An 11555-nucleotide genomic window follows, 5' to 3' on the forward strand; every position below is an offset into this window, starting at 1 on the left:
GTCCGGAAATACGTAAAAACAAAAAGATATCGGATCATCCCTCCATGCTGTCACTGAAAAATGTCAGTCTGCGCTACGGTGAAGGGGCAGCCTCCGTGCTGGCCCTGTCGCATGTGGATCTGGAGATTGGCAGGGGCGAAGTCGTGGTGGCGCTCGGAGAATCCGGTTGCGGCAAGACCAGCCTGCTTTCCGCCATCGCCGGATTTCTGCCGATCAGCGAGGGTGAAATCAGGCTGGAGGGTAGTCCCATCACCGCGCCCGGCGCGGACCGGGGCGTGGTATTTCAGCGCCATGCCCTGATGCCCTGGCTGAACGTGGCCGAGAATGTCGCCTTTGGCCTGACGCTAAGGGGCATGGCGAAGGCGGAGCGTCTGCGGCGGGCTGAAAGCCTGCTGGAAAAGGTCGGCCTCGCCGGATTGGGCGAAAAGAAGATCTATGAACTGTCGGGCGGCATGCAGCAGCGCGTGGGCATTGCCCGGGCGCTGGCTGCCGATCCGCGCATGCTGTTGATGGATGAGCCCTTCGGCGCGCTGGATGCCTTTACCCGCGAGCAGATGCAGGAACTCATTCTCGATCTCTGGGCCGAGACGGAAAAGACGGTGTTTTTCATCACCCATGATGTCGAGGAGGCGGTATTTCTCGCCACGCGGCTGTTGATCCTCTCGCCGCGTCCGGGTCGGATTTCCCGCAGTCTTTCGCTGGATTTCAGCCGTCGCTATCGGGAAAGCCGTGACAGCCGCGTCATCAAGTCCTCGCCCGATTTCATCGCCGTGCGGGAAGAGGTGCTGGCGGAGATCCACGGAAAACGCGGTGTTTCTGGACGGAGGGTGGCATGAGCAAGATCGATCTCGTCCTCACTGCCGCAGATCGCAACAAGGCAGAAGCACCAGTCTTGCGGCGCTTTCGTCCGGGTTATGGCTGGCTGGGGCTGGCAACGGTGGCGGTGCTTCTGCTCATCTGGATAGTTGCCTCGTCGCTGGCGCTGGTCAGTCCGCTGTTCCTGCCATCGCCGCAAGCGGTATTTGCGGCCTTTGCCGATGCCGTGGCCGGTCGGCTCGACGGTGCGCCGCTTGCCGATCATGTCGCCATGAGCCTGTTCCGCGTCGTGCTGGCTTTTCTTCTGGCCGGGTTGATTGGCGTCCCGCTCGGCCTTGCCATGGGTCTTCATCGGGCCATCAGGGCGGTGTGCGATCCGGTGCTGGAATTCTACCGCCCGCTGCCGCCTCTTTCCTATCTGCCGCTGGTGGTCATCTGGTTCGGCATTGGCGAGACGGCGAAAATCCTGCTGATCTTCCTCGCCTGTCTTGCGCCGGTGGTGCTTTCGGCGCGGGCCGGGGTGCGGTCGGCAAGCCAGGACCAGATCAATGCGGCTCGGGCCTTGGGCGCGACCCCTTCGCAATTGCTGCACCGGGTCATTTTGCCTGCGGCGCTCCCGGATATTCTCGTCGGCCTGCGGATCGGCATGGGGGTTGGCTGGACCACGCTGGTGGCCGCCGAAATGGTGGCCGCCTCCACCGGCATCGGTCAGATGGTGCTCAATGCCTCGAATTTCCTGCGCACGGACGTGGTCGTTATGGGCATCTTCGTCATCGGCGGTTTTGCCGCGCTGATGGAATGGGGCATGCGCTGGCTGGAGCGTAAACTGGTGCCCTGGAAAGGGAAAATCTAAATTGTTTTTACGCATTTCCGGGCGGAAAACCGGTTCCCACTTTTCTCGGGACAATGCGCTCTAGCTTTCTTGCCCAAGGCTCTGGATAGAGGTCACAAGCTCCGCTGCCAATCGCAGTGCTGCGCCCGTGGCCACGGCCATTTGCGGCAGCAGCAGCCATTCCAGCGTCCAGGCTGCGCCCGAGCGTTCCTGCTCATGCACGAGGGATTGATAAAGCCCGCCAATCTGAAGGGCGTTGAAGCGGGCGAGCGAGACCAGCACTTCTGCCGCAACCGGGTTCTGCTTGTGCGGCATGGCCGAGGAACCGCCGCCGCCGGAGAGCTTGATCTCACCGCCCATCTCGGCCAGCAGCGCCACGTCCTGACCCATTTTGCCAAGGCTGCCGCTGATACGAGCCAAAAGATCGCCGATCTTGACGAGGCGGCTGCGCTGGCTCTGCCATTGCGGCACATCTTCGAGTTCGAGGCGTCTGGCGAGATCGGCGCGAACGGCCCCGGCCTTGTCGCCCAGCTTTTCCAGCGTGCCTGCGGCACCTCCGAATTGCAGCGCAAACCCGTGGGCCAGAAGATCGGCGGCTTCAAGACGGTAAAGATCAAGCGGTTGCCGCCAGGAGGCGATACGGGCCGCCACGGTAATGGGAATGGCCGCCTGCATGCGGGTATGGCCCATTAGCCGCTTGCCTCCCTGCCGGTCGGAAAGCGCCTGTAACCTCTCGGAAATCGTATCAAGCCGTTGATCGACAAGCGTGACCAATTGCTTGAGCCGCAGCATCAGGCTGGTGTCGATCACATCCTGGCTGGTTGCGCCGAAATGCACCTTTTCCGCCGCCTTGCCGCCCACGGCCTGACGCAACTGCTTGACGAAGGCCGGGATCACAACCCCGTCCTGAGCTGTGCCCTGTTTCAGGGCATCGAGGTCGGGGCTGGCCTGTGCCAGCCCCGCCAGAATGGCGTCCGCATCCTCGGGCGTAATCACCCCATGGGCCGCTTCCGCTTGTGCCAGCGCCCGTTCGAAGGCGAGCATGGCCGCAATATCGGCCTCGGCGGTGAAGAGGGCGGCAATATCCTCATCGCCCAGAAGGCCGGAGAGGAAGGCGTGATCGAAGGCCAGAAAATGCATGGGATCCATCAGATATCGAAAAACACCGTTTCACCCTCCCCCTGGAGGCGAATGTCGAAGGTATAGGTGCTGCCTTCCTTCTTCGCAATCAGGGTGGGAATGCGGTTCTTGTGCTCGATGCGCGCCAGCACCGGATCGGCAGCGTTGGCGGCCTCTTCCTCCGGGAAATACATGCGCGTTTGCAGGCCGATATTGATGCCGCGCGCCACCACCCAGAAGGTGATATGCGGCGCCATCAGCTTGCCGCCCGCAAAGGGCACGGGGCCGGGCTTGATGGTCTCGAACACGAATTCGCCGGTCGCCATGTCACCGGGGCAGCGGCCCCAGCCGAGAAAATTCGGATCGGCGCTGCCGCGGGTTTCCGAGGGGCTGTTATAAAGCCCGTCGGCATCGGCCTGCCAGATTTCCACCAGCGCATCCTTCAGCGTATTGCCGCCGCCATCGATGACGAAGCCGCGCACGGTGATGCGCTCGCCCTTCGTCTTCTCGTTATAGAGCGGACCTGCGCCGAGATCCTTTTCGAACACGCCTTCGATGCCGCAGAAATTCGGCGTCAGGCCGATATGCACGTAAGGTCCGGCGGTCTGCGAGGGGCTTTCCTTCAGATATCCCAGAGGCTGAACCATATCAGTTGCCCTCCTTGCGGTTTTCAAACAATGTCGAACGGCGTCCACGCAGCACGATGTCGAACTTGAAGGCGCGCATGTCCATCGGAATGGTGGCGCTGAGATCCAGCGGTGCGACCAGCCGCTTGATCGCCTCTTCATCGGGAATGGTCTTGACGATCGGACATTTCCAGATCAGCGGATCGCCTTCGAAATACATCTGGGTGATCAGGCGCTGGGCAAAGCCGTGGCCGAAGATCGAGAAGTGAATATGGGCGGGCCGCCAGTCATTCACCCCGTTCGGCCAGGGATAGGGGCCGGGCTGAATGGTCTTGAACCAGTAATAGCCGTTCTCATCGGTGATCGTACGGCCAAAGCCACCGAAATTCGGATCGATGGCCGCCAGATAGGTTTCCTTTTTGTGGCGATAACGCCCACCGGCATTGGCCTGCCAGAATTCCACCAGGGCGCCGCCGACACCGACGCCGCGTTCATCCAGAACCCGGCCATGCACCAGGATGCGTGGCCCGATGGCCATTTCACCCGGGCGGGCATAGTTGACGATGAGGTCGTTATCCAGCTCGTTCAGCATGTTATGGCCGAAGACGGGACCGGTGATTTCGCTTTTCGTGCCCTCCAGCGAAATCAGCGCCCGCTGCGGGGCGCGCAGCACCGAGGTCTTGTACCAGGGCGCATAGGGCAGGGGGTGCATATCGCGATCGCGGGCAAAGAAAGGCCCGGTCTCGGGTGGTCTGTTGGTCATGGCTCTCCTCCGTAAAGCCTCCGGTGCCTTCCTGAACGGGAAGCCCGGTCCCGGCGCGGTGTCAGTGAATCAGGGTTTTGCGGTTTCCATCTCGGCAAGGGTAGCCTTGGCGATCTTGAAGGCGTGGTTGGCCGCCGGCACACCGGCATAAATGGCCACATGCATGAGGGCCTCGCGGATATCCTCGGCGGTGGCGCCGGTATTGGCGGTGGCGCGGATATGCATGGCCACTTCGTCATAATGGCCAAGGGCTGCCAGCAAAGCGATGGTGACCATGCTGCGCTCACGCTTTGTCCAGTGCGTGCCGGTCCATACCCGGCCCCAGGCCGCTTCGGTGATCAGCGTCTGGAAGGGCTCGTCGAACGGTGTCTTGTTGGACTCGGCGCGGTCCACATGCGCATTGCCCAGAACGGAGCGGCGGGTTTTCATGCCCGTGGTGAAGGTGTCGGATGCTGGCGTGTCGGCCATGTCAGGTCTCCGGCAGGGTTTTGAGGAAGGTTCGCACCCGGGCGGCATAGGCGGCGGGCTGTTCGATACAGGGAATATGGGCGCAGGCCTCGATCACGGCGAACTGGCTCCCCGGGATGAGATCGGCTGTGCTCTTCACCAGTTCCACCGGCGTTGACCCGTCGCCATCGCCTGCCACGCAGAGAACGGGTACGGCAATGCGCCGGGCGGCCTCTGTGAAATCCGCGTCACGAATGGCCGCGCAGGTGCCGTTGTAACCGGCTGCCGATTGCCGCAGCAACATCGTGCAGCAGCCGGCATAGACAGGGTTGTCCACTCTCCGGAAGGCGGGCGTGAACCAGCGCTCCATGATCGGCTCCAGAAGCGAAGCGAGCCCGTCCGCCTCGATCTTGGCGATGCGGGTGTTCCACATCTCCGCTGTGCCGATGCGGTGGGCGGTGTTGCTGAGCACGATGGCCCGCACCAGATCGGGGCGCTTGGCATAGAGGCCCTGGGCGATCAATCCGCCCACGGAAAGACCCCAGAGGATGACGGGCCGCGTTGCGACCTTTTCCAGAAGGCCGATCAGGTCGTCAACATGGTCGTCGATGGAATAGGGCGCCTCTCCCAGATCCGAAAGTCCATGGCCGCGCTTGTCATGGAGAAGATAGGCATAGTCCTCGCCCAGTTCCGCAATGACCGGATCCCAGATGCGGAAATCCGTGCCCAGCGAATTGATGAAGACGATGAGCGGACGGTGGCTGTCGTTTCCAACACTGCGATAGTGCAGCGTCACGCCGTTGATCCTCGCGAAATCCATGATGTCCTCCTGTTGAAAGCGATCTTGCACCAGACAGAAAGTTAAGTAAAATTACTTTTATGGCCTTTTTGATAACTACAGGATTATGAATTGCCCATTGATCCGCGCATCAAGTTTCGTCATCTCCATACCTTTCTGGAGGTCGCCCGGCAGAAGAGCGTGATCCGCGCGGCGGAAAACCTGCATGTCAGCCAGCCGGCGGTGACCAAGACGGTGCGCGAACTGGAAGAGGTGCTCGGCATCGATCTCTTCGAGCGCGATGGCCGCGGTATCCGGCTGACCCGCTATGGCGAGGTTTTTTTGCGCCATGCCGGGGCAACGGTGACGGCGCTCCGGCAGGCGGTGGATTCGGTTTCGCGGGAGGTGGCCAATGCCGCGCCGCCTCTGCGTATCGGCGCCTTGCCGACCGTGTCGGCGCGGATCATGCCATCCGCCATGCAGACGTTTCTGAGGGAGGAGACCGGCAGCCTGATCAAGATCGTTACCGGCGACAATGCCGTCTTGCTGGAGCAGCTCAGGCTCGGCGATCTCGATCTCGTCGTTGGGCGCCTGGCGGCGCCGGAAAAGATGGTGGGCTTCTCCTTCGAGCACCTTTATTCCGAGCGGGTGGTGTTTGCCGTCAGGGCAGGACATCCGATCCTCGGGCGTCCGGGGCCAATTTTCGAGCATCTGGCGCATTTCCCGGTGCTGATGCCGACCCGCACGTCGATCATTCGTCCTGTGGTGGAGCAATATCTGATCGCCAATGGCGTGGCGTCCCTGCCGGTGCAGATCGAAACGGTGTCCGACAGTTTCGGCCGCGCGTTTGTTCGGGGAACGGACGCCGTCTGGGTAATTTCCGAGGGCGTGGTGGCCGGTGACATCCAGGAAGGTGCGTTGGCGACCTTGCCGCTTGACATGTCCGGCACAAGCGGCCCGGTGGGGCTGACCATGCGGGCCGACGTGCTGCCGTCCCTGCCGCTGACGCTGTTGATGCAGGCGATCCGCAATGCCGCCCAGGCCTCGACAATTCCTGGTCGATAACAAGGGGCGGCGTTTCCGCCGCCCGTCCGGATAGAAAACCGGTTCTCGCTTTTCTCAGTACAACATTTTAGGCGCGCATCTGCCGCAGGCTCGATGCCTTGAACCTGATCCAGTCGATCAGCATGTCGCCAGACAGGGGGCGTGAGAGCCAGAAGCCCTGGATCTCATCACAGCCCATGGCTTCGAGCATGTCGCTCATTTCCAGCGTTTCCACGCCTTCCGCCACCACACGGTAGCCAAGGCTGTGGGACAGGTCGATCATGGAGCGGACCAGAACCCGTTCGCGGTTGCCGTTCACCAGATCGGCAATGAAGGACCGGTCGATCTTGACCACATCGGCGGGCAGTTTCTGCATGTAGGACAGGCTGCTATAGCCGGTGCCGAAATCGTCGATCGCCAACTTCGCGCCGGCCTCCGAAAGGCGCTCCAGAAGATCGAGTGCGCGATCGGCTTCCTTCATCATCGCGCTTTCCGTCAGTTCAAGCTCGATATCGCCCGGCTTGGCATGATGGCGATCAAGGGCGGCCAGAAAGCGTTCCAGAAAATCCGGTTCTTCGAGATTGGCGGCGGACAGGTTGATGGAAAGCTGCAAAGCATGGCCCTGCCGTCGCCACTGGCCCATGACCTTCAGCGACTGATCGATCACCCAATCCGTCAACTCGCGGGCAAAGGTCGAGGCCTCCACCAAAGGAATGAATTCGGCGGGCGAGATATTGCCCAGCGTCGGATGTTTCCAGCGCAGCAGGGCTTCTGCCGCCCTGACCTCGCCGGAGGTGACATCCATGCGCGGCTGGAAGACGAGATAGAGCTGGTCGTCGGCCTCGAGCGCGCGGGGAAAATCCTGCAGCAGCGTGAAATTGCGGCGATGGCGCTGATCCGTCAGGGTGGAAAACAGCGCGATCCCGGTATGGCTGTCGCGGGCATCCTGAACGGCGCTCTGGAGAGAGCGAAACACGTCTTCCGGCTCCATCTCCGCCGGGTTGAAGTTCAGGATTCCGACCGAGGGCGTAATGGTCATCGGGAATTCGCGGCTGCGTTCGATTTCGCGGAGAATGCGGGAAATTTCCGCGCTGTATTCCTCGACGGCCCCCTCATTCGGAGCGAAGAAGGCGAATTGAGTGGGCCCGATGTGATAGGGGGTCGTGGCTGCGCCGACATGCTCGTTCAGAATGCGCACCACGCTCTGGATAATGCCGTCCAGGTGGCCCGGCGTCAGCGCGCGGGAGAGGCGATCAAACTGGGCGGTATGCGCCAGATCAAGCAGGCCCATCAGGCGGGGTGTGCCATCGGATTGCAGATGCAGGTCGGAGAGATCGTTGATCAACTGGAAACGGTTCGGCAGGCCGCTGGACGCTTCGATGCGGCCAACCGCGTGTTGAAGCTCGATCTGGTCCATCACCATGGCTGCCAGATCGGTCAGCGTCTTCAGTTCGCTTTCCGTGATGCTGCGGGGTTCGGTGCCGAGAACGCACAACGCGCCCAGCCCGTGTCCATCCGGGGTTATCAGGGGCGTACCGGCGTAAAAGCGAATGCCGGCATTGCCGAGCGTGCTGTCGCGGTAGAACTCATCCTCCTGGAAATCGTGGATCACTAAAGGCTTGCAGCTTTCCGCCACCTGGGCGCAGGGTGCCTTCTCACGCGGGATCTGATTATGCTCGACGCCGACACTCGACTTGAACCACTGCCGGTCTATATCGGTCAGCGAAACGGCGGCGATGGGCAGATCGAAGAAATGTGCGACCAGCCGGGTGATGCGGTCGAAGCTCTCGCTGGGAAGTGTGTCGAGCAGCCTTAGATTTTTCAAGGATGCCAGTCTTGCGACCTCGTTGTGTCCGCCCATGATTTTTATCCTTATATCGTGCCGCTTCAAGAGACTGTGTGTCTGGATGTCATGCGCGGCAGAAGCCATTGCAATGACCCGCTGCCGTTGTGATGGTATGTCGCAAAAGAGGAGCTGATTGGGGGGCAAAACGCCTTGCCGCAACCCGTTCTACTCTCTTTGCGTCACGCCTGACGGAGTGACATCCGCTGTCATTGAAGGATATGTGTCGCAAATCCGATATTGGATAGCCCTGTGCCATGATTTGCCGTAAATCAATTTCGGCATAACTAATAATTCATGAAATTACGGCGGAAACTGCTCTTCCAGGTAGAGGTCCAGGAATTCCTATTGGATTTCGGGAATAAAAAACTGCCTGTTCCGAAGGGAACAGGCAGCCATAAATAGTCTAAAGTTGAGAAGCCGTCACACCCGTTCAAGCGCAACTGCAATGCCCTGACCGACGCCGATGCACATGGTGGCCAGCGCATAGCGGCCGCCGGACAGTTGCAGTTCCAGTGCCGCCGTGCCGGAAATGCGTGCACCGGACATGCCCAGCGGATGGCCAAGGGCAATGGCGCCGCCATTGCGGTTGACGCGCGGATCGTCATCGGCAATGCCGAGTTGGCGCAGCGTGGCAAGCCCCTGCGAGGCAAAGGCCTCGTTCAACTCGATCACGTCGAGCTGGCTCTGGGTGAGGCCGAGCCGGTCCAGCAACTTCTGGCTGGCTGGTGCCGGGCCAATGCCCATGATGCGCGGCGGCACGCCCGCCGTTGCGCCGCCAAGAATGCGGGCAATCGGGGTGAGGCCATGCTTTCTGGCCGCCGCTTCGGAGGCGATGATCAGCGCGGCTGCGCCGTCATTGACGCCCGAGGCATTGCCTGCTGTCACGGTGCCGCCTTCCTTTTTGAAGGGCGTGGCAAGCTTGGCCAAAGTCTCGATGGTGGTGGCGCGGGGATGCTCGTCCTTCTCCACGATGACCGGATCGCCCTTGCGCTGGGGAATGGTGACGGGCGTGATTTCCTTCGCCAGACGGCCATTGGCCTGGGCCTCTGCCGCCTTGTTTTGGCTGCGCACGGCAAAGGCGTCCTGGTCCTCACGGGAAATGTTGAAATCGGCGGCAACGTTTTCGCCGGTTTCCGGCATGGAATCCACGCCATATTGCTTCTTCATCAACGGGTTGATGAAGCGCCAGCCTATGGTGGTGTCGTGAATTTCCGCCGCACGCGAGAAGGCGCTTTCGGCCTTTGGCATTACGAAGGGCGCGCGGCTCATGCTTTCCACGCCACCGGCAATCATCAGCTCGGCTTCGCCGGACTTGATGGCGCGGGCCGCCGTGATCAGCGCATCCATGCCGGAGCCGCAGAGCCGGTTGATGGTGGTGCCGGTAACGCTTTCCGGCAGGCCCGCCAGCAGCAGTGACATGCGGGCAACGTTGCGGTTGTCTTCCCCGGCCTGGTTGGCGCAGCCATAGATGACATCATCCACCGCCTGCCAGTCGAGGCCGGCATGCTTGCCCATCAGCGCCTTGAGCGGAATGGCGCCAAGGTCATCGGCGCGAACCGAGGACAGCGCACCGCCGAAGCGGCCGATGGGCGTGCGGATATAATCGCAGATAAAGGCTTCAGTCATGGGACATCCTCACAGTGCCGGAACGACGAGATCGGCCACCGGGCCTTCGACATGCAGTTTCGCACCGGTCATGGCCTGCAATTCCTCGAGCGTCATGGCGGCAAGCTTTTCCCGCAGCACAAAGCGGCCCTTGACGATGTCCACCACGGCATGGCTGGTATAAACACGGGTGATGCAGCCCACGCCGGTCAGCGGGAACGTGCAGCGTTCCACCAGCTTCGGCTCGCCGGTCTTGGTGACGTGTTCGGTGATCACGCAGACCTGCTTTGCGCCATGCACGAGGTCCATGGCGCCGCCGACGGCGGGGACACCCTTGGAGCCGACGCGCCAATTGGCGAGATCGCCGGTTTCCGCCACCTGATAGGCGCCGAGAATGGCGACATCCAGATGGCCGCCGCGCACCATGGCGAAGCTGTCGGCATGGTGGAAGAAGGAGGCGCCGGGCTTCAGCGTCACGGCCTTCTTGCCGGCATTGATCAGGTCCCAGTCTTCCTCACCGGCGGGCGGTGCCTCGCCGAAGTTCAGAATGCCGTTTTCCGTATGGAAGATCGCTTCACGGCCCGGCGGCTGGTAGCGCGCCACCATTTCCGGAAAGCCGATGCCGAGATTGACGTAAGCGCCGTCGGCAATGTCCTGTGCGGCGCGCCAGGCGATCTGGGCGTTGGAAAGCTTGATGTCTTCGCGAGTATCGACGGTCATACGTACACCACCCCGGCCCGAATGAGCTCTTCTTCCTGCTGCGGATTGGCGATCTTCACCACCCGGTCCACGAAAATGCCGGGGGTCACCACCAGTTCGGGATCGATCTCGCCGGGCTCGACGATCTCGGAGGCCTGCACGATGGTGCGGCTTGCGGCCATGCACATCAGCGGATTGAAGTTGCGGCCCGCCTTGCGGTAGGTGAGGTTGCCGTGACGGTCGGCCAGATGCGCCTTGACGATGGCGAAATCCGCCTTCAACCAGCGCTCCTGCACGTAGGAGCGGCCATCGAATTCGGCAATCACCTTGCCTTCCGCCAGCTCCGTGCCAAAGCCGGTGGGCGTGTAAAAGGCCGGAATGCCCGCGCCACCGGCGCGGATGCGCTCGGCCAGCGTGCCCTGCGGCACCAGTTCCAGCTCGATCTGACCCGCCAGGTAGCGGTCGGTAAAGGCGCGCGGATCAGACGAGCGCGGGAAGGAGCAGATCATCTTCTTCACCAGCCCGGCATCGATCATCGCGGCAATGCCAATACGGCCATTGCCGGCATTGTTGTTGATCACCGTCAGGTTTTTCGGGCCTTTGTCGATCAGCGCGTGAATGAGCTCGATCGGCGCGCCGGAGCCGCCGAAACCACCGATCATCACGGTGGCGCCGTCACCGATTTCCGAGACGGCGTCTGCCGCGCTCGCAATTGTCTTGTCCATCTCGGGACCTCCCGTCTTGTCTTGGACTTGCATCCGGTGAACCAGAGTTCACGGACATGCTCCAAGCTTTTGTTTTCACGCATTTCCGGACGGAAAACCGTGATGACACTTCTCTCCGGACGATGCTTTTGGCCGTTCTAGGGTGTGTGGACATTCGCCCTTGAGCGGGCTGCAAACGGCAATTTCCTGCGCTTACCTAGGCTCATGTACTCAAGTACACTCCGCTCCAGTTCTCGAAAATCCCCGTTTTCGCCA

At 61.5% G+C, this 11555-nt stretch carries 12 protein-coding genes; 3 read left to right on the forward strand and 9 right to left on the reverse strand.

Features of this window, described 5'->3' with window-relative positions:
• Nucleotides 1-44: 44 nt before the first annotated feature.
• Both tauB and QO005_RS20695 read left to right on the forward strand, forming a co-directional pair.
• A complete protein-coding gene (tauB, locus tag QO005_RS20690; RefSeq protein ID WP_307159904.1) occupies nt 45-836 on the forward strand; it encodes a taurine ABC transporter ATP-binding subunit in 792 nt (263 codons plus the stop codon).
• Nucleotides 833-1669, forward strand: coding sequence for an ABC transporter permease subunit (locus QO005_RS20695; protein WP_307159905.1), 837 nt, complete (start codon nt 833-835; stop codon nt 1667-1669). The genes tauB and QO005_RS20695 overlap by 4 nt, the downstream gene beginning before the upstream one ends.
• A 60-nt stretch (nt 1670-1729) precedes the next feature.
• On the opposite strand, the gene QO005_RS20700 is transcribed toward QO005_RS20695, so the two are convergent.
• The 5 genes from QO005_RS20700 to pcaD all read right to left on the reverse strand — a co-directional run bounded on the left by QO005_RS20700 (nt 1730) and on the right by pcaD (nt 5423).
• Nucleotides 1730-2788: a 3-carboxy-cis,cis-muconate cycloisomerase gene (locus QO005_RS20700; RefSeq protein WP_307159906.1), complete on the reverse strand. Its 1059-nt coding sequence runs from the start codon at nt 2786-2788 to the stop codon at nt 1730-1732.
• Nucleotides 2789-2796: 8 nt separating this feature from the next.
• Nucleotides 2797-3414, reverse strand: a complete 618-nt coding sequence (pcaG, locus tag QO005_RS20705) for a protocatechuate 3,4-dioxygenase subunit alpha (RefSeq protein WP_307159908.1) — start codon at nt 3412-3414, stop codon at nt 2797-2799.
• A 1-nt stretch (nt 3415) separates the two neighbouring features.
• Nucleotides 3416-4156, reverse strand: a complete 741-nt coding sequence (gene pcaH, locus QO005_RS20710; protein WP_370878123.1) for a protocatechuate 3,4-dioxygenase subunit beta — start codon at nt 4154-4156, stop codon at nt 3416-3418.
• Between the two features lie 69 nt (nt 4157-4225).
• Entirely contained in the window at nt 4226-4624 is a 399-nt protein-coding gene (gene pcaC, locus QO005_RS20715) for a 4-carboxymuconolactone decarboxylase (RefSeq protein WP_307159909.1), read from the reverse strand.
• A 1-nt stretch (nt 4625) separates the two neighbouring features.
• A complete protein-coding gene (gene pcaD, locus QO005_RS20720) occupies nt 4626-5423 on the reverse strand; it encodes a 3-oxoadipate enol-lactonase (RefSeq protein WP_307159910.1) in 798 nt (265 codons plus the stop codon).
• 90 nt (nt 5424-5513) lie between these two features.
• Between pcaD and pcaQ the strand changes: the two genes are divergently transcribed.
• Nucleotides 5514-6446 carry a pca operon transcription factor PcaQ gene (gene pcaQ, locus QO005_RS20725; protein WP_307159911.1) on the forward strand — a complete coding sequence of 311 codons (933 nt, stop codon included), beginning with the start codon at nt 5514-5516 and terminating at the stop codon, nt 6444-6446.
• A gap of 67 nt (nt 6447-6513) precedes the next feature.
• Here the strand turns inward: pcaQ and QO005_RS20730 are convergent, their stop codons facing one another.
• The 4 genes from QO005_RS20730 to QO005_RS20745 all read right to left on the reverse strand — a co-directional run bounded on the left by QO005_RS20730 (nt 6514) and on the right by QO005_RS20745 (nt 11300).
• Nucleotides 6514-8286, reverse strand: coding sequence for a sensor domain-containing phosphodiesterase (locus QO005_RS20730; RefSeq protein ID WP_307159912.1), 1773 nt, complete (start codon nt 8284-8286; stop codon nt 6514-6516).
• A 405-nt stretch (nt 8287-8691) separates the two neighbouring features.
• On the reverse strand, nt 8692-9897 hold the full coding sequence (gene pcaF / locus QO005_RS20735) for a 3-oxoadipyl-CoA thiolase (protein WP_307159913.1): 1206 nt from the start codon (nt 9895-9897) through the stop codon (nt 8692-8694).
• A gap of 9 nt (nt 9898-9906) precedes the next feature.
• Nucleotides 9907-10596: a CoA transferase subunit B gene (locus QO005_RS20740; RefSeq protein WP_307159914.1), complete on the reverse strand. Its 690-nt coding sequence runs from the start codon at nt 10594-10596 to the stop codon at nt 9907-9909.
• Nucleotides 10593-11300, reverse strand: a complete 708-nt coding sequence (locus QO005_RS20745) for a 3-oxoacid CoA-transferase subunit A (protein WP_307159915.1) — start codon at nt 11298-11300, stop codon at nt 10593-10595. The genes QO005_RS20740 and QO005_RS20745 overlap by 4 nt, the downstream gene beginning before the upstream one ends.
• Nucleotides 11301-11555 lie beyond the last annotated feature (255 nt).

This window comes from Allorhizobium paknamense, from assembly GCF_030815125.1.
Taxonomy (GTDB): Bacteria; Pseudomonadota; Alphaproteobacteria; order Rhizobiales; family Rhizobiaceae; genus Allorhizobium; species Allorhizobium paknamense.

What these genes read in the sequence shown, in the direction of transcription:
- tauB (WP_307159904.1), top strand. Translation starts at nt 45, where the DNA reads ATGCTGTCACTGAAAAATGTCAGTCTGCGCTACGGTGAAGGGGCAGCC.
- QO005_RS20695 (WP_307159905.1), top strand. Translation starts at nt 833, where the DNA reads ATGAGCAAGATCGATCTCGTCCTCACTGCCGCAGATCGCAACAAGGCA.
- QO005_RS20700 (WP_307159906.1), bottom strand. Translation starts at nt 2,788, where the DNA reads ATGCATTTTCTGGCCTTCGATCACGCCTTCCTCTCCGGCCTTCTGGGC.
- pcaG (WP_307159908.1), bottom strand. Translation starts at nt 3,414, where the DNA reads ATGGTTCAGCCTCTGGGATATCTGAAGGAAAGCCCCTCGCAGACCGCC.
- pcaH (WP_370878123.1), bottom strand. Translation starts at nt 4,156, where the DNA reads ATGACCAACAGACCACCCGAGACCGGGCCTTTCTTTGCCCGCGATCGC.
- pcaC (WP_307159909.1), bottom strand. Translation starts at nt 4,624, where the DNA reads ATGGCCGACACGCCAGCATCCGACACCTTCACCACGGGCATGAAAACC.
- pcaD (WP_307159910.1), bottom strand. Translation starts at nt 5,423, where the DNA reads ATGGATTTCGCGAGGATCAACGGCGTGACGCTGCACTATCGCAGTGTT.
- QO005_RS20730 (WP_307159912.1), bottom strand. Translation starts at nt 8,286, where the DNA reads ATGGGCGGACACAACGAGGTCGCAAGACTGGCATCCTTGAAAAATCTA.
- pcaF (WP_307159913.1), bottom strand. Translation starts at nt 9,897, where the DNA reads ATGACTGAAGCCTTTATCTGCGATTATATCCGCACGCCCATCGGCCGC.
- QO005_RS20740 (WP_307159914.1), bottom strand. Translation starts at nt 10,596, where the DNA reads ATGACCGTCGATACTCGCGAAGACATCAAGCTTTCCAACGCCCAGATC.
- QO005_RS20745 (WP_307159915.1), bottom strand. Translation starts at nt 11,300, where the DNA reads ATGGACAAGACAATTGCGAGCGCGGCAGACGCCGTCTCGGAAATCGGT.